This is a genomic window from Bacteroidetes Order II. bacterium, from assembly GCA_016788705.1.
Classification (GTDB): domain Bacteria; phylum Bacteroidota; class Rhodothermia; order Rhodothermales; family UBA2364; genus UBA2364.
On the sequence record JAEUSQ010000021.1, the window covers coordinates 55,770 to 81,005 of the forward strand.

Consider the following 25,236-nt stretch of genomic DNA (forward strand, 5'->3'; position numbering starts at 1 on the left):
TATTCGTACAACAGATATTACATTTCTTGATATACTTTCACGTAATCTATGATCATTTTTTGTGGGAAATTGGTGCCCGCATTAGGTGCCCCCACGTAGTTTCCGCCTACCGCCACATTCAGGATCATAAAGAAAGGATGGTCATAAACCCATTGCCCGTTTGTAGGAATATCTTTTTTAGTGATCCGATGAAAGAGCAAATCATCCACAAAAAAATCAATCCGGTCTTCAAACCATTCAACCGCATACACGTGAAACCCGGTATCAAATCGGCTGTTTTTGAGGACATATTTTCCCGTTAATGGGTTTGCACCAGAAAAACCGGGACCATGCAAGGATCCGTTTAGAACAGAAGGTTCTTGGCCGCGTTGTTCCATGATGTCTATTTCACCACATAAAGGCCACGTTGCTGTTTCAATGTTATCACCCAACATCCAAAAAGCGGGCCAAATTCCTTGACCATATGGTGTTTGAATACGGGCTTCAAAACGACCATATTTTTGTGTGAAAATATCTTTTGTTTTGATACGTGCAGAGGTATAACTGGCACCTCCAAAATTTTCTTTTATGGCCGTAATAACGAGGTTTCCGCTTCCATCTAAAGCAGCATTTTGAGGTCTATTGGTGTAATACTGTAACTCCGAATTGCCCCATCCATTTTCCCCTCTACCAATATCAAAGGACCACTTTTGGGCATTAGGAAGCGTCCCTGCTTGTCCATCAAAGTCGTCCGACCAAGTCAGACTCCAATTTCGTTCAGGTAAATTCTGTCCTTCATTTAGATCACAACCACTTGTCAAGAAAAAGAATAAAATGCCTGTGAGAACCCAATAGTTAGGGTTATATCTAAAATTTATCATTGCATTTTTGGTTTTAAAAGTGAGGTACATTAGTTGTAAAAATAAATGTTATCGGCATAAAAATTACTGATGTTTGTTCCTTCAAAAACGATCTGTGCCAAGCTTGTTCTGCTTGTCAGTCCGGTCATTACAGAGAAGGGAATATCAATGCTTATCCACCTATTGCCGCCTAGGGTCGGTGCTGTATAAGTGATGGTATGACTTTTGTCATTATTGCCTCCAAAAGCACCATCTGCGCCAAAGTCAACAAGCTGGATTTTGAATGTTGCCCCTGTTGCGAGCGTACCGGGTATGAAAATATCGGTATGAAAATGGGTCATCGAACTGGCATTAATGACAGGGTTTGCAAATTCAATTCCAACAAAATTAAATGCGGTGTAATTTAACACATTGTCATTATTAATTTTAAAATCGGCAGATTGGGTGGTTTGGAAAGGTGCCCAATAGCCATTATAGTACCCTACTGGGACATTAGTATAGGCATCACTAAATACGGAAATAACCCGGTTTGCGGCCCTGGTAGGGGATGGGGCGGAAACAAAAACACCTGTACCCGTGAGGGTAAGGCTACCTTTTGCCGTAACATCTCCCAATTTAGCTGTAATCGTGGCAGTGCCTTGTCCTACAATGGTTGCAATACCTTTTGCATCTACGGAAGCAACTTCCGGCTTGGAACTGATAAAGGTGAAATAATTTGGGGTAACATTAACCCCCTGATTTTCTCCCCAAGGCATATTGAAGAGGACTTGTAGGTTAGAAATATTGGCATTAATTCCCACAAAGCCAGATTTGTTTTGATTTTCACCATTCAATATGGAAGGTTGTGGATGCGCAATGGTTCCTAGTTTTTCAAACTGCACTTCGTCTATCCAAAAAGAGTATCCATTTCCGCTTTGATTCCCCGCAGAAACATAAAACAAGCCTTTTTCACTTTTTAGCGCTGCTGGATTGGGAATGGGGATGATCACTTTTTGCCATGTAGTGCCCACTTTTAGGTCGCTAAAACCTGCTTGGAACTTATTTTCGCCCAAGTCAACCCCAAAACCAATAGCGCCAATGGTTGCGGCTTCTGTCGCTTTTACCCAAAAAGTAAGGGCATCGTATTGTGTTAGGTCTCTGCCAACCTGCGTAAAAAAAGCACCTCCAGCATAGGTTCCTAGGCGATCTCCTGCATTGGGCACATCAAATCGCATGGATTGGGCCGTATTGTTATAGGTGACTTTTTTGTCCACCTGAAAAGCCGTGGGTACAGTACCTGAAAAGGCGGCATAATTCAAGCCTCCAGAAAATGAATCCAGAAAAACATCGGGATTATTTGGATAGGTTGCAGCCGTAAAAACGCTGTCATCGTTTTGGCAACCGCTCAATAAGAGGGTGTAACAAACAACGCCTATTACATTGAGCAAACGATTCATGGATGTATTGTTTTTCATCGAATTTCAGATTGACTGTGAATATGATAAATGGACTGCCCTTCAATTATATTATTTGTTTCCTAAGTTGATATGGACGTAGGTTCTGATTTCCCATTCCGTACCATTTGGATAACCAACAGCATTGGGATTAGGTACCCATTTCCCATAAGCATCTAACATTTGTGTTGGATTGTAGCGCGGTGAATAACGGTCTAAAGTCCTCCAGACTCCACGTAATCCAATGCGTGTTCCGGGTAATGCAAACCAATCTGGCTTTGCAATTTCGGTAGATAAATCGGCCATTAATTGAACAGGGAAAGTCAAATTAAAATCGCGATGATAGTCGAACGGTCCCCAGTCATTTATTTTTGCCGAAGCAATTAATTTACTTTTATTAAAGATCGCGCGGAGGTCTCCGCCAAATCGTGTAACGGTACGCGGGTCACTCCCATTTGCTTGTGCCGTTCCAGCAAAAAGGTTGGCAATAATCCCCACTTCCGGGCTAATCTTCGAGACCATTCTGGAATGCACTTCCCAAAGATCTTTGGCTGGAGGCGCCCCATTGAAGGGGAAGGAACTTCTGCCATCTGGGAATATCCCGACGGCGGCGTCTTGGGTGGTGGGCAGGTGACGATAAATAAAGCCCAGATTCATGGCAAAAGGTGCATCTTCTGCACGGTCGTTGTCCCACTCATACATCCAGGAAGCGGGGGTTGGATCGTAGCTCAATAAGATTTCTCCGGCAATTTGCTCTCTATTAGCCCTTACTGCAAACGGGTCTGTAAGGATGTTTCGTGGTCTTCCCGGAGCGGGTACACTCGTACTAATGGGGCCTTCGAGGGGTTTTTGCCACAAAAAGTTAGGCGCAATTTGTAGTTGGCCAGTAGCAACGGTAAAACCGGTTAAAAAGTTGTACTGATTGCCGCTTCCGCTGTCCTTTAAACGCCATCCAGTAAAGGTTTTCGTTTGATCTGCACCTCCAGAAGCCACCAATCCTTGTGCAGCACCTTGGGCATACCAATTAAACTTTCCGCCTGTATAGGTGATTTTCGCCTTTCCACCCCAATTGTCCTTTGCCTCAATTTGGTGTTGGAAGACTTGGTAATTACCCTCCGTTCCTCTTTGTACTTGATAGACCCTGCCATTGAGAGGCTGACCTGCCCAAATTCCACCTAAATCGAAGATAAATTTATCTAGTTTGCGATTTAAGTGCAACGCTACCCTTCGGGTTTTGGGTTGTGGAATGGCAAACGAGCTTTGTACATTTGCTTGTTCTTGTAGGTCTTCGTGATAAACGCCCGTTAGTTCGGACTTTCCGACTTTTCGGCCATATTTGAGCAAAAATGCGGGATTTGCACCCCACCATAATTGTGGCCCGAAAGCCGCCTTGAAATGTTTGAGCGTTTTCTTGCCTTCTACTTCAAAACCAAGGGGGGCCGTGGCATTGTAAATGTCAATCATCGGGCCATAATTGGCTTCTGGATACAAGCCAAAGAAATCGCCTTCGTAACCCCAATGATAATGCCCAATTCGGTAAAAACCGTTTAGATTAAACCAATCATGATTCCAGTTATAGCTTGCACTATATACTTGCACGCGGTTCACATCATCCAATTGCACGTTCCCATTGTCCGAATTCAAAACAACGGGTCGGCCTCGGTTTTCATAAAAGATTTGGTCTATCGGGTTTTGGGCCACATTCCCCAAGACATTAAAGGTGGCATTGGCCATCATGTTGGCAACGGGCTTTGCCTCTATCCCAACATAAAACGATTGCATATGATCAAACCCTAATTGCTTGGGATAATCGGTACTGCCGGAAGCAGCGGTTGTTGGGGTGGAAATGAGGCTCCCGCCTGTGTTGAAGGTAGAAAACTCTGCGGTGAATCGGGATAATTTTATTTTTTCGCCCGCTTGTCCCTGAATGGCGGCTTTGTCTGAGCGCGCCCTTAAGACAGCCTCCATGATGTTTGTTGCTGCAAAATGGGCTTCTACTTTTGCCGTCGTCGTCCCAGTTGTATAGGGATTCAGTTGATGCACATCCTTCAATAAGTAATAAGCAGCACGCGGATAGAGCTGGTATAAGCCTTGTGCGTTGGTCGGACCTTTTGCACAAATTCCAAACCATTCTTCATTCATGTTGTTTTGGCCTTCGCGGAAGTCGAACTGATAACCTCCGTTCCCCCAAGAGGCGTTGCTGTCGTGAACATCCAAATTTTTGGTTTGTCCATATTTCCACCATCCATCACTAAATTGGAAAGTAAATCCCCCAAGAGAATTGCCTGCTTTACCTAAGCCTTTGGCATTGAGATACATTTCTTTCCAGTTCTCTTTTAGGTAATGGGCTTGTGCTTTTTGATCTTCGTCGTTGGTGAGCGCATTAAAGGCATCCGAGCCGAACTCGGTGAGGAGGACAGGCTTGCCATATTCTTTCTTTACCCGCTCAAACAAGTCTCCAAAAGAGACCCCACGATACACATTGGTTCCAAAAATATCTACATCTGGACACTCTTGGGCGATAATATCCAAGAAAAGTAAATCACCATTACATAGGGCAATCGGATAGCTTTTATCAATCGCCTTCATTGCAAGGGCAGCCTCGTTGAAGAGTTTATACATGTCTCTTGCTCTCTTGGTAGATTGCCTATCTGCTATTGGGATGTCTTCCGTTTCTGCACCCGACCAGAAGAGGCCGTAGTTGTTTTCATTTCCCAAGAGATATAAGAGCAAGCCCCTCGTGTTTTTATAGGTGGTCACCATCTCGGTGACTTCCTTCAGGAGCAGGGCTTTGGTCTTGGGATCTGCATAATCGGTATTGGCAATCCAAGCGCCCTCTATGGTTAGTCCATACCGACCAAACGAATGATTGAGCATGGTATAGATTCCATAGTTGTCATATATATATTCGATCCACTTTTTAGGAATGCCTGTATAAACCCGAATGGCATTTACATTCATGTTTTTTAAAAGCGCCATTTCTTCGTCTAAAGCCGCCTTAATGGTTACTTCAGACTGATTCCATAAGCTATAATTAAAGTTGGTACCAATCGGGAAATAATCCCAATTCATACCATTCACCATAAGCGGCTTGCCATCTACCACAAGGGAGATTCCCGACGCATCCTGCTGGATTGTGGTTTTGCCAGGTTGTGCGAAAGCCATAAGTGGTAAGGTGGCGAGGGATAAAACCAATAAAAACTGCTTCATACTAAAAAATCATTTAATTGGTTAACAGGCATTTTGCCAGTGGTCTTGGGCATTGGGGTTTTGCTACCAGATGGAGAGTGGGAGAAACCTTTTGTTCTTGGTTACATTGGCTGGGGTCAACCGACCGATGGCCTTCCGAAACATGGAGAACGTATTTTTTTGCCCCACCGAAAGCGCTTTTAGAACTCTGGATTGAAACTAAATCATTATAGAGAAGATGACAAAAGACTTAGGGGATTTAAAGACGGTGTTTTCACCAGACATAATCCAGACAGGAATAAAAGGCAGCAGCTTTTATTTTATATCCCCTAAAACAAGGATGCTTTATTTGAGGTTTTTAGCACAGTATTTGGACCAAGAACCCCCAAAAGAGCTTTAAGATGTGAAAAAAAGTAGCCAGACAAAGCACTGGCGAAGGAGAGACCGAGGAGGGGATGTCTTGGTTTCAAGATTAATGGATTTATATCATGTGTTGCGGTTGCGTAGAAAGGCTTCCAAAAAACAAAAAGTTTTGCAAGCAACACGAGAGGTTACCTACAAAACTTTGTCTTGCTATCAACTTGTTTAGCGGGGACTACTGCACCACCACTTCGTCTATAAAAACCCATGCGGGCGTTCCGCGTCCATTGTGCCAATCGGGGAGGGTGTCTCGTTTGGCTGTAATGCGGAGGTAGCGGATGGGTTCTCCACTAAAGGGTTGGACAAAAAGATAACGGAAACCCTCCAGTCTTCGGGGGGATTCGCCATGGGTGAGGCGGGCGGGCGTACGCCATGTTTGTCCATCGGAGGAGGTGGAGAACGTCACTTCTTTGGGTAAAAGAATCCACGAACCACTTACTTGTAGGGTAGAAAGGGCTACTTCCTTCACCGATTGCGCGGTACCAAGATCCACTATTGCCTCAAAATCCTCGTCGTTCCAGCCTTGCCAAAGACCATCATTGAAGATAAACGATCCTTGTACGCCATCGGTCAGGGTTTGATCGCCCGTTCCTGTATAACGCGGTGAAGGGGAATGGGTGAGGTTCAGTTTTTTTCCAACGGCCAAGTGTTTTTCGAGAACCGTAAACCGTACCGAGCGCAGGAGGGGTTCCCCATTTAATAAGGGTAAAATCAGGACATCACCGGGTTTATCAAAGACCACCTCTGGGGTATAACGCGGCGAGGAAGGCTTCGGCGCGGTTCCGTCGGTGGTGTAGTGTAGTGCCATGCCGGAAACATTGGCCTCCACTTGCACGCGGATGCTACCCGACTGTGCATCAAAAAAGGGTTTCATGGTAATAAGCGGGCGATTTTCTGGGCCAACTTGTACGTTCCATTGGCGCAGGCGCAGGTAGTGATCGCGGTCTAAACGGGCTTTAAAGTCAGTATAAGATTTGGGACTTTTTGTCCAAAGAGCTTCCGACATGGCCAAGAGGCGCGGAAAGACCATCGCATCAAAATTTGCCGTGGTGATGTATTCCGTCCAGATATTGGCCTCGCCTCCTCGGATTCGGGCGGCTTCTTCGGGGGCAAGTCCTTCCGGAATTGGATTAAACCCATAGACTTTTTCAAGGGGCAAACCGTCTGGTTGTCCATCAAAATACGCATGACTGGTTGGCGAGGAGATGACGTAATTGCCCAACTTGGTAGCGGTTCGGGCATGTTCGATGTCGCGCCACGCCTGTACGGTTGCGCCCGATGCAAGCCCGCCTTCCAAAATCTCGTCCCAGCCAATAATGGCGCGACCTTTGCTCTGAACGTAGGCATCTATTTCTTTGATGAACCAGCTTTGGAGTTCTTCGCCGTTTTTTAAGCCCTTTTCGCGCATAAAGGCTTGCGTCTGTTCAGACTCATTCCATGCGGTTTTTGGGGCTTCGTCTCCGCCAATATGGATGAATTTGGAAGGGAATAGCGTCATGACTTCATCCAAAATATCCTTCAGAAAAGTCATGGTTTCCGGCTTGGCCACGCAATAAATATCGTTAAACACGCCCCATGTAGTAGGTACGGTCTTGGTCTCGCCAGAGCAAGAATACTGCGGATAGGCCACAAGTGCCGCCGAAGAGTGGCCGGGCATCTCAATTTCCGGCACAACGGTGATGTTCCGTAGGCGGGCATATTCCACCACTTCCTGAATTTCTTTTTGGGTATAAAATCCACCATACCGCGAGCCGTCCGCTTCGGTTCGCCATGCACCCACTTCCGTCAATTTGGGATATTTCTTGATTTCGATGCGCCAGCCCTGATCCTCGGTCAGATGCCAATGCAAGACGTTCATTTTATACTGTGCGAGCAAGTCTATGTACCGCTTCACAAAAGAGACGGGGAAAAAATGCCGCCCCACATCTAATAAACTACCCCGCCATCCAAACTTTGGCGCATCCTTTATGGTGACTGCCGGAAGGCTAATGGGGAACTTTTTCGTCGGATTTGCGCCTTCAACACTTGGCGGGAATAGTTGCCGGAGAGTTTGTACGGCCCAAAATAGGCCCTTTTCATCGGAGGCAGAGAGGCGAATTTGGTTGTTGCGAATGCGGAGTTCGTAGCCTTCGGCGGCGGTAATGTCATCGTGCCGTTCTAAAGCAAGGACGATAGCGCCCGCCGGAATGTGCGTCCCCGCCTGAAGGCTCGTCCTAAGACCTACTTGTTGGTTCAGCCAGTCGCGAAGAAAAACAGCCACTTCTTTCGCCCGCTTGTTTCCGGCAGGCAAAACCATAATTTTGGTGGAAGGCTGGAAGGCGAAAAAACCACTTTCTACCGTAAAAGAAGTGGGCTGCGGGATAAGTGCTGTCGGGCTTTGGGCCTCCAATAACGTTGGCAGAAGCAAGAAGCCCAATAAAAATAGGATACGCATATGGTTTAGGAGTTGGAAGTTTGGTTGTCTTTTAAGATAGTTAAAAAAAGACGGCCTTGCTTTCTTTCCTTAAACAAGTACGTATCCTGTCATTCAGGTTCTAATCACCTTGTTTTAATTTCCGGGCCTGGGCGGTATCCGCAAAGGCTGCTTCGGCGGCGTTTTAATTCCTTGCGGAACCTTGACCACCTTCGGATTGATGGTGCGGGGCACTACGGAACTCACAACCGGAAAACGGATTGACTGGATGAATGCGAAAAACCTTGGGCTTTCGGCAGTAAAACGGGTAGAAACCACATTCCCCGGAAGTTCTGTAGAAGTACCCACTTCGGCATAATAGGGAGTTTGAACTTCCCCGTCTTTGGCAAACGCATAGATCAATTTATGGACATATACCGTTCTTAGGTCATGACCCACCCGTATGTTTTTGGCATAGGTCAATTCAATAAAGAAATCGGTAAGAGGGTTCTCGTTGTAATACCCATTCCTAAGTATCCGAACATTTTCCACCCCTGTTTCTGCCCGAATATTGCTCAAAACGTTTTCGGCTAATGCACGTACATCTGGGAACGCCGCTTCTGCTTTCCGCAGCATTGCACTATACGAGGTGAAGTCCTCGCCTCTATCAAACGTACAATAGGTAGGCTGGTTGGCACGGTTTATCCATCCGGACTGATTAACCACCTGAACTTCCTCGTTTAAACAAGTTACGGCTTGGGCTTGTATTTGAGAGGCAAAAACCCAGAACAAGCAAAAAATCATCTTTTTCATGGCCAGTTGTCTAATAGGGTTAACTGAATGGATGACGTTTGGATAAGCCATTAGAACCGCTTTGTTCTATTAGGAACTTTAACGCCGCTGGGCAACGCAGGCCGTGCGGCATCTCTGATAGAGGAACCAGCAGGACCTGTCATTACGCCTGGATTTACGACGAGTCTTGGCCTAAACTGCAACGAATTTTTAAAATTATTCAATTGCGATTCATAGCGATTATATGCATTGGTTGACTGGGCGTCACTGACGTTACCCAAAACCGTAAACTCAAAATAGTATTGGGCTTCTGTCTCCCCGACCTTAGACAAAGCACTAATATGCTTATAAATATATATGGGTGAAACGATCTCTCCATTAACAAGAGACATAAACCTAAAAAAACCATACTGTTCTACAAAATGAGGTCTGGTTTCTGTCCCAAAACGGACATTCGCTATCGTACCGATAACAGGAGTTCTTGCTTGAGCGCCTTCTAAGGCTCGACCGAGAAGGACTAATCGGTTTGGCTCTACTGAAGGATGCTTGCGAATAGAGGCCAACAGGGTGTAATCTCGTTGTTGTGCTACTCGAAAGGTACACACATTGTGGCTTGTTTCGACTTGTGTCCAAAGCGAGTCAACGCTAACGTCCCCATTGAAGCACGAAACCCGAACTTGTGCATTCACTTGGAAAGCGATAAAAAAGAGAAGAAAGAAGAAAATTTTTTTCATGGCTTTACATGTTTTGAAAAGTTGAAGATGAAAGAGTTGTTCCTCGCGAGAAGTGGATACCCAATATATCGGAATACGGCTTGGAATAGGATCATCGGTCGCATGTGTCTGTTTATTTAATTGGTAAGACCTGCAAACGTATTGCTTGGGGCATCAATAGGGGCATTGTGTTTGGATTGGGTGAACTACAACTATTTATGATAGGCTTTGTAAGCGGGGCAAGCTAAACCGTTTAGTTGTGGAAAAACCCATGTCACTATTAAAATTGGTGTACCTGACGCACCAAGTAGCTCCGGGAGGACCGCTATGGGCAACCCTCATTAATAGTGTCCATTTGGTCAACCGTTTCGCTCACCAAGCCCAAGCGAACAAGGTTGTTACTGGTTATTGCTGTTTGCATAATCCCAAAAATGCTAATGTGCGCGAAATACACACCCGACGGCATTTCGAGAACGTCCCTGATGGCCGTTCGGTATTGGTCAGTGTGTGAATCCATTGCGCCAAAGTCGTGGGGTTACCATTTTGACCTGAAGCAATTTCTTTAGCTGGATCCGAAAGTGCTGTCCACGTTTTACCCTGATCGCGTGATTCATAAATCGCAGAATCAGTATACGCTATCCACTCCCACCTTCTATAAAACCACCTAGATGAAACCGTTATTTGTCTGATAAACTTGCCTCACAAGACCTTGATGTTGCTCTTTTGATGGTGAAAGCATAAAAGGAAAAGAAACGGCTTCCAAACCACCTTCCGCCTTTTTTCGATCTGCCCGGATAAGCATTTCCTTTTCATTTAAGGGGGTAAAACCTCATACCAACATCCGATCGAATTGCGGAAGTGGGATCCGTATTTCTTGTGTTGAATTGTTCATGTCTCGACGAACCAAATCGCCTTTATCCAAGAAATAGAGTTGCAAGTCTGGGGGCAATTGAGCGACTGTTCCCAGCAGGAATTCGTACCAAGTTACTCCATCTATCGAATAAAAACTTTGGTGATAACCATTAAGATCGGTGATAACTATTAAGATTGGTGATAACTATTAAGATCGGTGATGGACAAATAGAACCAACGCAAATTTACAGGCGGTTTAGGACCAACCATGTTTCTAATCTGCCCCACAATTGTTTTTATCACTTGTTTATGGTTGCTCTGGCTCCAGAACTAAAAACAGCGTACTTTACGGTTCATAGACCCATTTACTTTGACCTTTTATCTGATCCATTGTGGAGCGCCCTTATACCTATTACGACTATACACAAAGCCTTTGCGCAACCTGTTTGCGGCGCGTAGATGCTAAAATTGTCTTTGAAGCTGGAAACGTGTATATGCTCAAACGTTGTCCTGAACATGGAGGCGAAAAAGCGCTGATTGCTACTGATATTGACTATTATAAACGTATTCGGAACTATATGAAGCCCAGTGAAATGCCGTTGCGGTTTAACACCAAGGTGCATTATGGCTGCCCATATGATTGTGGACTTTGTTCCGACCATGAACAACACTCTTGTCTTACGCTTGTTGAGGTGACAGACCGATGCAACCTCACATGCCCCACATGCTATGCAGGTAGTTCACCTACTTATGGTCGTCATCGTACCCTTGCCGAGATCGAGCATATGTTTGACATCGTGGTAAAAAACGAGGGTGAACCAGATGTGATCCAGCTCTCAGGCGGCGAACCTACGGTACACCCTCAGTTTTTTGAGATATTGGACGCCGCCAAAAAGCGCCCCTTTCGCCACCTAATGGTGAATACCAATGGTATCCGCATTGCAAAAGACCCCGAATTTGCAGCGCAATTGGCTACTTATATGCCCGATTTTGAGGTATATCTGCAATTCGACTCTTTTAAATTGGATGCACTGGTTCATCTTCGTGGTGCTGATTTGCGTAGCATCCGCGAAAAAGCCCTCGAAAACCTGAATCGCCACAATGTCTCTACCACGTTGGTAGTCACACTTCAAAAAGGCGTCAATACCGACGAAATTGGGAAAATCATTCATTATGCCCTTCAACAACCCTGTGTGCGTGGCGTTACCTTTCAACCGACACAAATTGCGGGGCGGCTGGAAGGCTTTAATCCGAAAACCGATCGTTGTACCCTTACCGAAGTTCGACAAGCGATTTTGGAGCAAACAGATTTTTTTACAGAAGACGACCTGATCCCCGTGCCGTGTAATCCGGATGCTTTGGCGATGGGATATGTACTTAAAATGGAGGGTGAGGTCTTCCCCCTTACGCGCTTTATTAATCCGGACGATTTGCTTAATGCTTCTAAAAATACGATTGTATATGAACAAGACGAGCGCCTCCGAGAGCATATGGTACAACTGTTCAGTACGGGTAACTCGGTGGAATGTGCTACTGATGAGCTGAATGGGGCACTTTTATGTTGCCTCCCCCGCGTGTCTGCTCCGAATTTGGGGTACGAAAACCTCTTCCGGATCATTATTATGCGGTTTATGGATGCTTATGACTTTGATGTGCGGGCCATCAAAAAGTCTTGTGTGCATATTGTGAACAAAGACGGCAACATGATTCCATTCGAGACGATGAACCTGTTTTATCGTGATGAAAAAGCCGCCTATTTAAAGACCTTACAGGCGCGTTGTAGCGCATAATATAATAAGCGGCGCCCCGCCAAATGGACACCTTATATCAGCTAAATACGCCCCTAATAACCCTTAGAGTTTTTCTCAATCTGTTGGGGTCTTGTATGCGTGCAGTTTGCGGTCTCCGGCAAGACAACTGCCAACATGAAAGCTTTGTTTATATGAAACCGATTCACCATTTTATGCGTCAGTAGGGCTTTCCTTTTATTCACAACCCACATAAATTCGCAAACACCTTGCAAACCTTCTTTTTTACAGCGCCCGTTACTTTCAACCTGCTCTTGCTGAATATTTTGATCAGCGCCCTTACATTTCTGACCCAACCACAGCTCATCGAAAAATGGGGGATGAAACCTTATGATGTGCGGCGCCACAAAGAGTGGTATCGTTTTATTACCAGTGGATTTCTGCACGGAAGTTGGATGCACTTGCTCTTTAACATGGTTACCCTTTGGTCTTTTGGGCCTTATATGGAGAAAGTTTTGGGAAGTGTTGGCTTTTTGGCCGTATATATGGGTTCCGAATTGGCAGCCAATGCCCTAACCTATTATAAATATAAAAATAATGCCCTGTATAATGCTGTAGGAGCCTCAGGAGCAATCTCTGGCATCCTATTAGGATTTGTTCTCTTTGAGCCATTTAAGATGATGATCGTCTTGTTTTTCCCCATGCCAGCAATCGTTTTTGCCATTCTATATATTGCGGCATCCATCTATGCTGCCAAATCTGACACCCATTCCAATTGGGGTAATATTGCCCACGAGGCCCACTTGGGTGGCGCGATTGGTGGGCTATTGCTTACGATCATCATTAAACCGGTGTCGCTACTGATATTCTTATCCCAAATTGCTCATTTTATAGGACTGGGTTGACCGTGTTTGTGCAAGGCTGAAAGAATAATGGTTGCGTTTAACCGTCTCTGTTGTATTTTAGCCCTGTTCTATTCGCCCAAATCCATTTTACGCACGAAGCGCACCTATTCTGTTTTCATATGTTAACCGAAATACTGATAATTGGTGTCTTGATCATTATCAACGGCATTTTTTCCATGTCCGAAATTGCTGTTGTACAAGCCCGGAAATCTCGACTGGAGGTAGCAGCCAAGCGCGATGTTCGTGGCGCATCGCAGGCCCTGAAGCTGGCCGCAGAACCAACCCGGTTTTTATCCAGTGTCCAGATTGGCATAACGCTTGTCGGAATTCTCAATGGTTTTTTTAGCGGTGGATCTCTTACCGAGTTTATTCTGAACGGGCTGAAAGGGCTGAATGTGCCCTATCCAGAAGCCTCAGCGATAGGGGTTGTTGTCATCGCCATTACGTTTCTTTCCTTGGTTTTTGGTGAGTTATTGCCCAAGAGGATCGGGATGGCAAATCCAGAAACCATTGCCCGTTTGGTTGCGGGTCCTATGACGGCCATCTCCAAGATCACCGCACCATTCATTTGGCTCCTAACCGCTACAACCGAGCTGTTTATCCGCTTATTAGGCATCAAAAGCGATAATTCGGCGGTGACAGAAGAAGAAATTAAAGCCATTGTAGGGGAAGGAGCCACCGCCGGAACCATTGAAGCCATCGAACAAGACATCGTAGAAAATGTCTTTCATCTCGGTGATAAGCGCGTTGGCTCTCTCATGACCCACCGTTCCGATCTGGCATGGTTAGACGTTGCGGATGATTGGCCTACCATACGGCGCATTCTCGTTGAAGAACAACACGATGTGTACCCCATCTGTGAAGGGTCCTTAGATCATGTATTGGGCCTCATTCACCTGAAAGACCTAGTCGTTGCCTTGACCATGCAAGACCAGCCCGACTTGCGAAAACTCATCCGACCTGCCATCTTTTTTCCCGAAAACGTGCGGGCTTGGAAGGCATTAGAACGCTTCCGAGAGGAAAAAACCCACCAAGGGTTTGTCGTAGATGAATTTGGGCAGTTATTGGGATTGGTGGCGATGGATGATATTTTTGAGGCGCTCTTTGGTGACCTCATTCCTAAAGAAGACCACGATCAGGAAGAAGACTGGATTATTAAACGAGAAAATGAATCTTGGCTGGTAGATGCCCGATTGCCCTACGACGATTTCCTCCGCGAATTTGATATCATTGATGATCAATACCGACATGGGGAATTTTATACCATCAGCGGATTTGTTTTGCAGAAACTACGGCGGCTCCCCAAAGCAGGGGATACGTTTGAGTGGCGAAATTATCGTTTCGAAATTGTGGACATGGACAATAACCGTGTGGACAAACTACTGATTTCCGAAATTAACCCCGAATAATCGGGTAATATACCATTGGGAGCACGAAACAACCAAACCAAGACTAATGGGCAACCGCTACGTTAACGGCCTCTACGCGGCTAATTTGCGGAACGGCATTTTTGATCGTCTGTTCAATGCCTGCGCGTAAGGTCATTAAACTCATTGGGCAAGACTCGCACGCGCCTAACAACTCCAACTCTACTACCATATCCGGTGTGATATCGGCAATCCGTACAGAACCCCCATCTGCCTGTAAATACGGGCGGATCAGTTCAAGGGCATCTTCTACTTTTTTAAGCAAGGTAGGGTCGTTATACGCAAACATCAGATCAGAAGCGGTTTGAATAATATTTTGGAATTTTCATCCTAAGATAAGACGACAAAGCCATAATTATCATACCCTTGTTCAAGAATTTCGTTCCAAAGCCCTCCTCGAACATACAAATAGATGAATCGGAATCAGCCACATTTTTGCCACATTTCTGATGCTAATTAACCATGCTCTTCCCGTCATTCCGACAATACTTTAGGCCCACAATCGCCGTAATATATGGGTGTAGCGCAGGGGAAAGGATAAGAGCCACCCAACCCCGCCTTCCATTTTCATCATCATAAAAATATTCTACGCCATGAAAAGCATCATTAAAACCTTCTTAGGCACGGTCTTGATCGCCGGAACCATCTTGTTGGTAAACGCAGACGATGCACAAGCACAAATGATCAAACGGAAAGCAAAATCTATTCCGGAAGATTGTAAAGAAGACATCCGTGACCGAAGAGAAGACCGACGCGACCGCGCAGAAGACCGGCGCGACCGTAAAGAAGACATCCGAGATCGGCGCGAAGACATCCGCGACCGAAGAGAAGACCGACGGGATGCCCGGCATAACGGCGGACTTAAAGACCGGCTTGAAGACATTCGTGACCGACGTGAAGACCGGAGAGATCGTGCAGAAGACCGACGTGACCGTAAAGAAGACATCCAAGATTGGCGCGAAGACATCCGCGACCGGAAAGAAGACCGACGCGACCGCAGAACCGGGCCATGCAAAGGCTAATTCGTTAGAAAATAAGATTTGGGTAAATAATGGGTGAGAAAAACGGGGTACTTGAAAAATGCGGTACCCCGTTTTTTTAGAGGCTGTTTTTGCGGTTGTACCGATTCATTGCCACTTGTAACCCCTCCCGAACAAAAGTCAGGCTTGCATCCATTGCGGTTTTGATAGAAGCCTTAACCACCGATTGTTCCTCTTCTGCAAAGGGCGACAATACATAACGAGACTGTTCGCCGCGCTCGAAGGCACTGCCAATCCCAAAGCGTAGGCGCGGGATGGCATCTGTTGCCAATTCGTCTATGATGTCTTGTAGGCCATTGTGCCCGCCCGCGCTTCCAGATGGCCGAATCCGGAGCGTACCAACCGGAAGCGCAATATCGTCGTAAATCACCAACATATTTTCTGCTGGAATCCCATATTTATTGGCCACTTTTTTTACCGCCGAACCACTCAGGTTCATATAGGTCAGCGGCTTGAGTAGAAAAAATGGATATCCTTTAAACTTAGACTCGGCTTCTATGGCCACCGAGCGTTGACCAAAAAACGGCGCCAATCTTGGAATATCCGAAGACTCGATGGTGCATTTGGTCTTCTCGGCGAGGGCATCTATGACCATAAAACCCACATTATGGCGGGTATGGAGGTATTCTTTCCCTGGATTCCCCAGCCCAATAATTAACCGATGTGCCATACGGGTGTAGTACGTATTGTAAGCAAAAAGCGCGTTATGCAAAGCCTTAATTGGCCCGACATAACGCGCTTCGCAGTTTTTTAAAATAGTTAACGGTTGGCCCGCTTCGTCACCACTTTCGCAATAGACTGATTGGCATCACTCAGGAATTTAATCCCTTTTACCGCTAAGTCCTTGATCCGGATATCTTTCCCTATTTCTAAGTGCGAAACATCCACCGGAATGTAGGTTGGTAAGTCGGCAGGATCGCATTCCACATTGGCCTTAAAGATCACCTTTTTCAACGCGCCCCCGGCTACCACCCCTTTAGGAGTACCCACCGCATGAAGCGGAACCGAAGTACGGATTTTGGTGCCCGGAATCAGCGCCTGAAAATCCACGTGGATCGGACGGTCGGTCACAGGATGGTTGTCTATTTGCTTGATCATGCAATCGTAGATTTTTCCATCCACCTCCACCGTAGCAATGGCCTTTTTATTTGTAAAGACCAGCGGTTTTAGGTTCAGTTCCGTGACCGAGAAATAAACCGGAGCAACGCCATTGGCGTATAAAACGCATGGGACCAAGCCCTTACGGCGTTCGGCAGCACTGGCAGATTTGCCCACTTCGCGTGGCGTGGCATTGAGAACTACTTTTTCCATGTTATTATATGGTTTTAAGGGGATTGGCCAAGACGTTATGTGACCTCCCGTACCTAAGAAAATGCCCCAATAGGGCGGTTATTATTCCGTAAAAAGGGTGGAAATCGAATCATCGGTATAAATCCGACGAATGGCATCCGCAAACCCTGGCGCCACACTAATCGTCGTAATTTTCTCGTGCAGCAATTGAGGGTCGTGGTAAATGGTATCGGTCACCAAAAATTCCACGATATCCGAATGCGCAATCCGTTCCAAAGCTGGGCCTGAGAAAATGCCATGCGTACAAGCGGCTCGCACTTCCAAAGCACCCCGTTCTTGTAGGGCAACGGCTGCATTTACCAGCGTCCCGGCGGTATCAGCCATATCATCCACCAAAATCACATTTTTGCCTTTAACATCTCCGATGATGCTCATTACCTCGGACTGATTGGCCTGTGCCCGCCGCTTATCTATGACGGCAAGCCCACATCCCAATTTTGAGGCATAAGCCCTTGCTCGTTTGATGGAACCCATGTCCGGCGCAACAATCAACAAATTGTCAATATTCATGCGTCGGATGGCATCCACAAAAACAGCCGAGCCATACAAATGATCCACCGGAATATCAAAGAACCCCTGAATTTGTGGCGCGTGCAGATCCATGGTCAGTATCCGATCTGCGCCCGCTGTCGTAAGCATATTGGCCATCAACTTGGCCGCAATCGAAACACGGGGCTGGTCTTTGCGCTCTTGTCTCGCATACCCAAAATAAGGAATCACCGCTGTAATCCGATCCGCCGACGCACGCCGTGCGGCATCAATCATCAACAATAATTCCAACCAGTTAGAGGCTGGAGGGTTGGTGCTTTGAATCAGATAAACATCGCGCCCTCGGATAGATTCCTCGAACCGAACATATAACTCTCCGTCCGAAAATTCCTTGATGGTCACGTTTCCAAGCCGCTGTCCATAATGGCCTGCAATGGCCTCCGCCAAAACCGGATTGGAGCGCCCGGCAAAGATTGAAATAGGCCTAAAATCGTAATGGTGGAGCATAACATAATCGCAAACGCGATATTTTCGGCGCCATTTATGACGGAACACACAAAAAAAAACGAGGAACGAGCCCCGTTTCTGTGTCTTATATTTGTAGCCCGAGGAGGATTCGAACCACCACGTACGCCTCCAAAGGGCGCTGTCCTACCGTTAGACGATCGGGCTATCTTTATTTTAGATCCTAAATGTACAAATAAAACTTTACACATGTCAATACTTTCATAAGGCTGTGTTGTATCTTGCATGGTAGATTCACAAATTCGATTTGTTTTCGGAAAAACGGACACATAATGGGTTTATACTTTGTTCATAAATGCTTAATCACATGGAAAATTTGTTTAAAAACCATCTCGAAGCGGTTAGCCGCTATACCACCGAGGCATTGGCCCATGCTGCAAAAAGAGGCGAATGTTTCGATGGGATCGTGTTTCATGCGGGTGCTGCGTCGGTCTATCATGCCGATGACCACGACGTATGGTTTCATACCGTTCCCCATTTTGTTCGTTTTGCCCCCGTTGTTGGGCCAGATCATTTGGTAATTTTCAAGCCGGGCGCCGCTATCCGGTTGATCCACGTAGTACCACAAGATTTTTGGTATGAATCCCCCGAACCATTGGATCATCCCTACGCGGAAGTGCTGGATGTAACTGTTGTTTCCTCGTTTGAAGAAGCCATTCAAGCCGCTGGTGCTCTTTGGAAATTTGCGTATATCGGAAATAGCCCCAAAGCGGCGGATGCCCTCGGCTTGCCACAATCGGCTGTAGAGCCTACCGCGTTGCTCCATGCCTTAGATTGGTTCCGCGCCTATAAAACGGAATATGAAGTTGCCTGTGTCCGTTTAGCGCTAGAACGAACCGCCGAAGGCTATCGGGTTGCCAAGAAAATGACGGCGGAAGGCCGAACCGCCCGCGAAATTCATGCGGCTTATCTTGCGGTTACCGGGCAATTAGACCGCGATACTCCCTACGGCAATATTATTGGGTGGGATACCGATGCGGCGACCTTGCACTATACGGCCAAAAAAACGTCTCCGCCCAATCCGGGGCATACGTTCCTCATAGATGCCGGAGCCGCCACTTTTGGCTACGCCAGCGACATCACTCGAACGTATCTAAAGGCCCAACCCAATTCGATTTTTGCTGGTTTGTTAGATAAAATGGATGCGCTGGAGTTAGCGTGTGTGGCCATGTGTACCGTGGGTGCAGACTACTCGGCCATTCATGTCCATGCCCACAAAACCATTGCAGGGATGCTTTCGGAAGCGGGTGTATTAACCGTGGGTGCAGACGAAGCCTTTGAAAAGGGCCTCAGCCGGGTGTTTTTTCCACATGGCTTGGGCCATCATTTAGGCATTCAGGTTCACGATGTAGGTGGACGCCAAGTGGACATAGACGGGACGGTTCTCGCGCCCGATCCAGCCTATCCGTGGCTACGCACCACACGCCCACTGGAAGTGGGACACTTGCTAACCATTGAACCGGGGTTGTATTTTATTCCGCTGTTGTTGAATCCGCATCGTTCCGGTGAACATGCTTCTTGTTTCAATTGGACCTTGGTGGATGAGTTGCTTCCGTTGGGTGGAATTCGGGTGGAAGACAATGTGTATGTAACCAACGATGGTCCCGAAAACCTAAGCCGAGGCCTGATCGGTGATCACCGCTGAGGACATAAAGAACACTTTATCATAACATTGGCTTACTACGAGAGTGGTAAGCCTTTTTAGAATCTGAAATGGGATATTCCTTTGTATTACGACCGGCTACGGTATCCGACGCCACGCTTTTGTCACAATTGGCGGAACAAACCTTTCGGGAAGCATTCGAAGCCATTTATGATCCCGAAGACTGCCGCCGCGTTATAGCGTCTTCGTATAATGTGCCAAAACTACAAAACGAACTGGCAGATCCGCACGTACACGTTTGGTTGGCGTTTTCAGCGAATGAAGCCATTGGCTATTTACAGTTGGAACCGGATAAACGGATTCCGGGCGTATCGGGGAGCCGGCCACTATGGCTACACCGTATTTATCTGAAAAAAGCATGGACGGGCCAACGGGTAGGACGCCTCCTCATGGAAAAAGCCCTCCACTATGCGGAAGAACAGGGGCACGATGTGCTTTGGCTAACGGTTTGGGACCAAAATCCGGGAGCCGTCCGGTATTACAAACGGTGGGGTTTCCGTAAAACGGGCTATGTGAATTTCCCTTTGGGGAGTGAGAACCCACCCACCGACTATTTGATGCAACGAGATATAGGCAATATTCGGGTGATTCCGTTCCATCCGGATTATCGAGATGCCTTTGCGTACCTAAATTACCAATGGATTACGCATTATTTCTCGGTGGAAGCCCCCGATCGGGCGTATTTGGAAAATCCGGAGAAGCATATTCTTGAAAAAGGGGGCGAAATTTTCTTTTTATTGGAAGACAACATCGCCGTAGGAACGGTAGCCATGATTCCAAGTGGCCCGGACGAAATGGAACTGGCCAAGTTGGCCGTTATACCCGAAAAGCAAGGACGTGGATGGGGTAAAAAATTGGTGGAGGCAGGATTGGATTTTGCCCGTGCCAAGCAGGCCCGTAGTGTGTGGCTCTCTACCAATTCTAAATTGGATACTGCAATAAACCTCTACCGTAAACGCGGTTTTCTGGAAGAAGCTGTACCTGAAAATTTGGGCTACATGCGGGTAGATTTGTTTATGCGCCTCGTTTTTACGGAATCAGCAGATAGCCAATAAACTTGAGTGAGCCAATCAACATGGCTCCTTTAATCAAGGCGAGGGCGATCTCTGGAAAATCCCGATCAAGTTCTTTGGGATTGGATTGTGCGCGAACTCGGTTTTTCATGTATGTATTTGTTTATGTTGTGTATGAGACACCTTATTTTAGGCTGCATATAAATATATAGACACCGCAAGAACCCAGAACATAACCACCAATGCTAAAATTCTTTTAAAGGCCAAAAGGTTTAATGATGATGCCTTAGTGCCCAGATCAGGAGGTACCAATATTTCAGAAAGAAAGTTTTAAAGTCTTGTTTTATCATTACTTACATCAAAACTAAAGCAACTATTTACTCCTTCGGCACGCAAAAGAAGGGGTTAATAAAAGAAACGCAAAACAAGGAAAGGAAAGTTCAATGCAGGGGTTCAATACCACTCCTCCAAAACGCGGGTGGTGGTTGGTCTTTTTAGACAGGGCTTTTCCGCGCCTAAAGGGTGGGATTTAGGGGGCGTATAGCAAACAAAAAAAGCCCGAAACCATCAGGCTCCGGGCTTTGGAAAAAGAAGCAGATGTAGCTTATTTCACCAACATCACCTTTTGCATGGTGTTAAAATTTGTTCCGGCAAGACGAACAAAATACGCACCGCTTTGCAAGGCACTGCCATCCAGTTGCACGGTTTGGAGCGTATTGGCTTCGGGTGTGCCTTGGTACAAGACCGAGATTTGTTGGCCCAGTGCGTTGAACAACGTCATGGTGACGGCTTGTTTTTGGGCAACGGCAAAGGTGAGCGTGGTTTGCGGATTAAACGGGTTTGGATAGGCGGGGTTCATGACAAACGTACCCGGAACCTCTACCGAAACGGCCACTTGTTTGCTGTACTTCACACCGCCGTCTTTGTCCACACTTTTTAGGCGGAAGTAGTGGGTGCCCACTTGCAAGCCTTGTACGGCTTGGGTATAGGAACGCACATCGGTGCTGGAACCCGCTGCTTGTACGGTGGCCACGGTTTGCCACTCGCCCTTCACCAAGTGTTGCACCTCGAATACATCGCTATTCACCTCCGAGATCGTTTGCCAGTTCAGCGTAACAGCATCCTTCGTGGCCTGCGCCGTAAAATCCGCCAATTCGATGGGGAGGGGACTAGAAGTTGGCATGGTGAAAGGGGTAGTGTCACTTCCTGTCCAATTAGCAGAATTTGAAACAGAAGCTAAAAGTTGAGTTGGATTACCTGTTGGGCCCGTATATAGGTAATTGTCAAGTTCTGATAATGCTACGGCGTTCGTTCCATTGGTTAACCCACTTGGTAAAGCTGAGTTGTTGGCACTTGTAGCATCTGTTTGCCAAACGGCGGCACCATCGTTATTTACTGCAAAAATGAAAGTTGGAGAGCTATCAGAGCCTTGATAAGCCAAAATCTGATCACCAGTTGCACTGAATGCAAAAGAACCGGCTGATGAAAAAGGAGCGGCAGCCGGTGATGAAAAGGTGATAACGGTTCCGGCAGTGACTGCGCTCGGAGCTGTATATGTAATAGTTCCCTCGCCAGTTCGAAAACTACTTGTAGTAGCAATCCATCCATTATCTGTAAATTTAATAACAGTACCAGAAGCTAAATCTACAAGTGGAACAAACGAAAATTGATCAGGGTCGTCCATGTTGAAGCCGACTATTACCAACTGCCCTGCACTCAAGGTGGTTTGTGCAACTAAGGAAGGAGTTATTGATAACAGAACAAACAAAATCGTAACTATTTTTTTCATTTTTGTGTGTGTTTAGGTTGTGAAGAAGTTAGGTGATGGATTAAAGAAAGATAGCCTTTTGGGCTGGTAAGGCGTGTTAAGAAGGTGTAACCAAAAACGTTTTCAGGTTTATTATTTCTTAGCACGCAAGAAGTCAAATGCCTTTTGGTTTAGTACGAAGACCGATAAAGCGTTGGTATATGCGCCGCACAACCATCGGAAAGGAACACATCATAGCAATATGAGAGAATATAAACGATCGGAAGGAAAATCCCAAAGGGCTGGATAAATTTTAATGTCTGCTTCGTTAGGTTTAGCCATATCGTTTTGGGAGTGGGTTTTGCTGTTGTGGGGATTTTAGAAAAAAGCCGTATTTTCTGGTGGAATATCCTCTAACTCATATAAACCCAACTTCCATGCGCGAAGACCGTAGCGAAATGCCCTCCACGGGCTGGCAAATCCTTTCGGGACTGATTTTGGTGCTGATAATCGGTGGTTTGTCCTTTTTGGCTTGGCGTTATTTACCTGGCTGGATGAACAAAGATAAAACCGAGGCGGTCACATCGCCCGCCACATCGCCTGTTCCCACCGTCCCGGCGAATGCGACGGCTGTTCGGATTCATGGCTCGAATACCTTGGCGGCGCGGTTGGTGCCGGAATTGGTACGCGCCTTCCTGAAACAACAAGGGGCCAGCGACGTGACGGAAATCCGCAACGATCAGCAATTAACCTTTCGTGCTACCCTCAATGGCGAGGCTGTTGCGGTAACGGTAAAACCCACAGGCAGCCATCAAGGATTTGTGGATGCCCAGAACAAACAGGCGGATGTGGTAATGGCATCGCGGCCCGTTGCGGATAATGAGGCTGCAGACCTGAAAAATGCCGGATTGGGTGATTTGCGGAGTAACCGAGTGGAAAATGTGGTGGCGATGGATGGCGTGGCGGTGATTGTAAACAGCAATACGCGCATCAAGGAACTGAGCAAAGCACAGGTGGCGGGTATCTTTAAAGGGGAGATTACCAATTGGGCCGAGGTGGGGTATCCTGCCGGAAACATCAACCTTTATGTGCGCGATGCTGGCGCAACGGTGGATTTGTTCAAGAGCGAAATTTATGGATCGGAAGAAGAAGCCATTTCTCCCAATGCCCGCAGTTTTCGGGACAACGAAGCGCTCATTCAGTCGGTGGCAGAAGATGAATATGGCATTGGATTTACGAGCTGGGCCGCCACCAAAGGCAATGCCGAGGTAAAAAGCGTTGCCCTTTATACGGATGCTACGCAGCCCGTTATGCCAAATCCTTCTACAATTGCCACCGAGGAGTATCAACTGTCGCGGCGATTATACCTCTATACGCCCAAATCCTCCGAAGGGAAGAAACAGGTTCTAATAGACCGTTTCATGGCCTATATCCAGACCTCGAAAGGACAAGAAGCCGCCCAACGTGCGGGTTTTGTTCCGCTTGATCCACAAGGGGTGAACAATTTTACGACTACCATTTCGGATAAATACCGCGCAGCCGTCCGAGGTGGTGTGCGTACCAATGTGGTTTTGCGCTTCAAGACGGGCAGTAGCGAGTTAGACAGCAAGGCCGTCCGAGACTTAGAGCGCCTGAAGACCGACCCACGATACGCAGGAAAGCAGTTTGTGCTGATTGGCTTTACCGACAATGTGGGTGGCGAGCCTTCCAATGTGGCTTTATCGCTTAAGCGCGCCCAATCGGTACAGGCATTGATGCAGCAGGGCGGCCTTTCGGTGGCTTCGGTGACGGGTCTTGGTTCCAGTGATCCGGTTCGTGAAAACACCAATGAACTGTACCGCGCCATGAATCGGCGGGTGGATGTTTGGTATCGTTGATGAAAGCGGATTTTTTAGCGCCAGAAGTGCTATTGGGTGCTTATGCGCAAGGTATCTTTCCGATGGCCATCCCAGAAGAAAATAACGAGATTTATTGGTTTGCGCCCGATCCCCGCGCCATCATCCCCTTGGATCATCGGTTTCATGTTTCCAAAACATTGGCCAAGATGGTGCGCCGGAAGGTATTTGAGGTGCGATTAGATCAGGCGTTCGAGGCGGTAATGCGGGCTTGTGGCCGTCGGGAAAGCACATGGATTTCAGAAGACCTTATTACGGCTTATGTCCGGTTGTATCAACAAGGATTTGCACACAGTGTAACGTGTTGGCAAGAGGGACAGTTGGTGGGCGGACTTTATGGGGTGGTTTTGGGTGGGGCTTTTTTCGGCGAATCCATGTTCTCTACCGTGCGGGACGCCTCCAAGGTGGCGCTCGTGCATTTGGTGACGCACCTGAGAAATCAGGGGTTTGTCCTGTTGGATACACAGTTCATCACCCCTCACTTGGCACACTTTGGGGCTTATGAAATTTCCCGAAGACGGTATGTGCAACTGCTCCGCAAAGCCCTCCGATTACCTGTTTCATGGGACTGAGGCTGAACACAAATCAATATTTCAAAGGAGGTGTTTAGGATAAGACCATCATTGCAAATGGTTTGTAGAAGGTTCGCCTTTCATTCGGTACCTGCGATTAACGGTTCATAGGCGCCACTCATCCCAAAAATAGTCCATTTATCCCAATTTGGTGGCAAACCGGAAAAAAAAGTTGGTATTTTCAGACAAGTAACGGGGGATTCATCCCAACCATTGCCCCCATTCTGTGGTT

Annotated in this window: 20 protein-coding genes and 1 tRNA gene; 9 read left to right on the top strand and 12 right to left on the bottom strand. The window is 46.8% G+C overall.

Features of this window, described 5'->3' with window-relative positions; genetic code table 11:
- Nucleotides 1-17: 17 nt before the first annotated feature.
- From JNN12_05080 to JNN12_05105, 6 genes are all read right to left on the bottom strand, one after another.
- The gene (locus tag JNN12_05080) at nt 18-860 is read right to left on the bottom strand and encodes a glycoside hydrolase family 16 protein (GenBank protein ID MBL7977695.1); all 843 of its coding nucleotides are present in this window, start codon (nt 858-860) and stop codon (nt 18-20) included.
- Nucleotides 861-889: 29 nt separating this feature from the next.
- Nucleotides 890-2,275 carry a hypothetical protein gene (locus JNN12_05085; protein ID MBL7977696.1) on the bottom strand — a complete coding sequence of 462 codons (1,386 nt, stop codon included), beginning with the start codon at nt 2,273-2,275 and terminating at the stop codon, nt 890-892.
- Nucleotides 2,276-2,344: 69 nt separating this feature from the next.
- Nucleotides 2,345-5,482 carry a hypothetical protein gene (locus JNN12_05090; GenBank protein ID MBL7977697.1) on the bottom strand — a complete coding sequence of 1,046 codons (3,138 nt, stop codon included), beginning with the start codon at nt 5,480-5,482 and terminating at the stop codon, nt 2,345-2,347.
- Between the two features lie 574 nt (nt 5,483-6,056).
- Nucleotides 6,057-8,315 carry a family 20 glycosylhydrolase gene (locus tag JNN12_05095; protein ID MBL7977698.1) on the bottom strand — a complete coding sequence of 753 codons (2,259 nt, stop codon included), beginning with the start codon at nt 8,313-8,315 and terminating at the stop codon, nt 6,057-6,059.
- 114 nt (nt 8,316-8,429) lie between these two features.
- A complete protein-coding gene (locus JNN12_05100) occupies nt 8,430-9,086 on the bottom strand; it encodes a hypothetical protein (GenBank protein ID MBL7977699.1) in 657 nt (218 codons plus the stop codon).
- Nucleotides 9,087-9,136: 50 nt separating this feature from the next.
- Entirely contained in the window at nt 9,137-9,799 is a 663-nt protein-coding gene (locus tag JNN12_05105) for a hypothetical protein (GenBank protein ID MBL7977700.1), read from the bottom strand.
- A 250-nt stretch (nt 9,800-10,049) separates the two neighbouring features.
- Between JNN12_05105 and JNN12_05110 the strand changes: the two genes are divergently transcribed.
- The 4 genes from JNN12_05110 to JNN12_05125 all read left to right on the top strand — a co-directional run bounded on the left by JNN12_05110 (nt 10,050) and on the right by JNN12_05125 (nt 14,692).
- Nucleotides 10,050-10,289 (top strand): hypothetical protein, encoded by a 240-nt coding sequence (locus JNN12_05110; GenBank protein ID MBL7977701.1) that lies wholly within the window; start codon nt 10,050-10,052, stop codon nt 10,287-10,289.
- A 733-nt stretch (nt 10,290-11,022) separates the two neighbouring features.
- On the top strand, nt 11,023-12,420 hold the full coding sequence (locus JNN12_05115; protein ID MBL7977702.1) for a radical SAM protein: 1,398 nt from the start codon (nt 11,023-11,025) through the stop codon (nt 12,418-12,420).
- Nucleotides 12,421-12,758: 338 nt separating this feature from the next.
- Nucleotides 12,759-13,283: a rhomboid family intramembrane serine protease gene (locus JNN12_05120; GenBank protein ID MBL7977703.1), complete on the top strand. Its 525-nt coding sequence runs from the start codon at nt 12,759-12,761 to the stop codon at nt 13,281-13,283.
- A gap of 176 nt (nt 13,284-13,459) precedes the next feature.
- Nucleotides 13,460-14,692: an HlyC/CorC family transporter gene (locus JNN12_05125; GenBank protein ID MBL7977704.1), complete on the top strand. Its 1,233-nt coding sequence runs from the start codon at nt 13,460-13,462 to the stop codon at nt 14,690-14,692.
- Between the two features lie 43 nt (nt 14,693-14,735).
- Here the strand turns inward: JNN12_05125 and JNN12_05130 are convergent, their stop codons facing one another.
- Nucleotides 14,736-14,999: a NifU family protein gene (locus JNN12_05130; protein ID MBL7977705.1), complete on the bottom strand. Its 264-nt coding sequence runs from the start codon at nt 14,997-14,999 to the stop codon at nt 14,736-14,738.
- Between the two features lie 304 nt (nt 15,000-15,303).
- On the opposite strand from JNN12_05130, the gene JNN12_05135 reads away from it, so the two are divergent.
- Entirely contained in the window at nt 15,304-15,732 is a 429-nt protein-coding gene (locus tag JNN12_05135; protein ID MBL7977706.1) for a hypothetical protein, read from the top strand.
- A gap of 76 nt (nt 15,733-15,808) precedes the next feature.
- Here the strand turns inward: JNN12_05135 and JNN12_05140 are convergent, their stop codons facing one another.
- The 4 genes from JNN12_05140 to JNN12_05155 all read right to left on the bottom strand — a co-directional run bounded on the left by JNN12_05140 (nt 15,809) and on the right by JNN12_05155 (nt 18,261).
- Nucleotides 15,809-16,420, bottom strand: coding sequence for an aminoacyl-tRNA hydrolase (locus JNN12_05140; GenBank protein MBL7977707.1), 612 nt, complete (start codon nt 16,418-16,420; stop codon nt 15,809-15,811).
- Between the two features lie 89 nt (nt 16,421-16,509).
- On the bottom strand, nt 16,510-17,061 hold the full coding sequence (locus JNN12_05145; GenBank protein MBL7977708.1) for a 50S ribosomal protein L25: 552 nt from the start codon (nt 17,059-17,061) through the stop codon (nt 16,510-16,512).
- Nucleotides 17,062-17,142: 81 nt separating this feature from the next.
- Entirely contained in the window at nt 17,143-18,096 is a 954-nt protein-coding gene (locus JNN12_05150; protein MBL7977709.1) for a ribose-phosphate pyrophosphokinase, read from the bottom strand.
- A gap of 94 nt (nt 18,097-18,190) precedes the next feature.
- Nucleotides 18,191-18,261 (bottom strand) — tRNA-Gln (locus JNN12_05155).
- Nucleotides 18,262-18,421: 160 nt separating this feature from the next.
- Here JNN12_05155 and pepQ point away from each other — a divergent pair.
- Nucleotides 18,422-19,759, top strand: coding sequence for a Xaa-Pro dipeptidase (gene pepQ, locus JNN12_05160; protein ID MBL7977710.1), 1,338 nt, complete (start codon nt 18,422-18,424; stop codon nt 19,757-19,759).
- Between the two features lie 68 nt (nt 19,760-19,827).
- Nucleotides 19,828-20,832, top strand: coding sequence for a GNAT family N-acetyltransferase (locus JNN12_05165; GenBank protein ID MBL7977711.1), 1,005 nt, complete (start codon nt 19,828-19,830; stop codon nt 20,830-20,832).
- A 562-nt stretch (nt 20,833-21,394) separates the two neighbouring features.
- Here the strand turns inward: JNN12_05165 and JNN12_05170 are convergent.
- On the bottom strand, nt 21,395-22,579 hold the full coding sequence (locus JNN12_05170; GenBank protein ID MBL7977712.1) for a T9SS type A sorting domain-containing protein: 1,185 nt from the start codon (nt 22,577-22,579) through the stop codon (nt 21,395-21,397).
- Nucleotides 22,580-22,974: 395 nt separating this feature from the next.
- Here JNN12_05170 and JNN12_05175 point away from each other — a divergent pair, with 395 nt between their 5' ends.
- A complete protein-coding gene (locus tag JNN12_05175; GenBank protein MBL7977713.1) occupies nt 22,975-24,414 on the top strand; it encodes a substrate-binding domain-containing protein in 1,440 nt (479 codons plus the stop codon).
- Nucleotides 24,414-25,004 carry a leucyl/phenylalanyl-tRNA--protein transferase gene (locus JNN12_05180; protein MBL7977714.1) on the top strand — a complete coding sequence of 197 codons (591 nt, stop codon included), beginning with the start codon at nt 24,414-24,416 and terminating at the stop codon, nt 25,002-25,004. The genes JNN12_05175 and JNN12_05180 overlap by 1 nt, the downstream gene beginning before the upstream one ends.
- The last annotated feature ends 232 nt before the right edge of the window (nt 25,005-25,236 follow it).

Bases quoted from the DNA above. Each gene is read 5' to 3' on its own strand.
- JNN12_05080 (MBL7977695.1), bottom strand. From the start codon at position 860: ATGATAAATTTTAGATATAACCCTAACTATTGGGTTCTCACAGGCATT.
- JNN12_05085 (MBL7977696.1), bottom strand. From the start codon at position 2,275: ATGAATCGTTTGCTCAATGTAATAGGCGTTGTTTGTTACACCCTCTTA.
- JNN12_05090 (MBL7977697.1), bottom strand. From the start codon at position 5,482: ATGAAGCAGTTTTTATTGGTTTTATCCCTCGCCACCTTACCACTTATG.
- JNN12_05095 (MBL7977698.1), bottom strand. From the start codon at position 8,315: ATGCGTATCCTATTTTTATTGGGCTTCTTGCTTCTGCCAACGTTATTG.
- JNN12_05100 (MBL7977699.1), bottom strand. From the start codon at position 9,086: ATGAAAAAGATGATTTTTTGCTTGTTCTGGGTTTTTGCCTCTCAAATA.
- JNN12_05105 (MBL7977700.1), bottom strand. From the start codon at position 9,799: ATGAAAAAAATTTTCTTCTTTCTTCTCTTTTTTATCGCTTTCCAAGTG.
- JNN12_05110 (MBL7977701.1), top strand. From the start codon at position 10,050: ATGTCACTATTAAAATTGGTGTACCTGACGCACCAAGTAGCTCCGGGA.
- JNN12_05120 (MBL7977703.1), top strand. From the start codon at position 12,759: ATGAAACCTTATGATGTGCGGCGCCACAAAGAGTGGTATCGTTTTATT.
- JNN12_05125 (MBL7977704.1), top strand. From the start codon at position 13,460: ATGTCCGAAATTGCTGTTGTACAAGCCCGGAAATCTCGACTGGAGGTA.
- JNN12_05130 (MBL7977705.1), bottom strand. From the start codon at position 14,999: ATGTTTGCGTATAACGACCCTACCTTGCTTAAAAAAGTAGAAGATGCC.
- JNN12_05135 (MBL7977706.1), top strand. From the start codon at position 15,304: ATGAAAAGCATCATTAAAACCTTCTTAGGCACGGTCTTGATCGCCGGA.
- JNN12_05140 (MBL7977707.1), bottom strand. From the start codon at position 16,420: ATGGCACATCGGTTAATTATTGGGCTGGGGAATCCAGGGAAAGAATAC.
- JNN12_05145 (MBL7977708.1), bottom strand. From the start codon at position 17,061: ATGGAAAAAGTAGTTCTCAATGCCACGCCACGCGAAGTGGGCAAATCT.
- JNN12_05150 (MBL7977709.1), bottom strand. From the start codon at position 18,096: ATGCTCCACCATTACGATTTTAGGCCTATTTCAATCTTTGCCGGGCGC.
- pepQ (MBL7977710.1), top strand. From the start codon at position 18,422: ATGGAAAATTTGTTTAAAAACCATCTCGAAGCGGTTAGCCGCTATACC.
- JNN12_05165 (MBL7977711.1), top strand. From the start codon at position 19,828: ATGGGATATTCCTTTGTATTACGACCGGCTACGGTATCCGACGCCACG.
- JNN12_05170 (MBL7977712.1), bottom strand. From the start codon at position 22,579: ATGAAAAAAATAGTTACGATTTTGTTTGTTCTGTTATCAATAACTCCT.
- JNN12_05175 (MBL7977713.1), top strand. From the start codon at position 22,975: ATGCGCGAAGACCGTAGCGAAATGCCCTCCACGGGCTGGCAAATCCTT.
- JNN12_05180 (MBL7977714.1), top strand. From the start codon at position 24,414: ATGAAAGCGGATTTTTTAGCGCCAGAAGTGCTATTGGGTGCTTATGCG.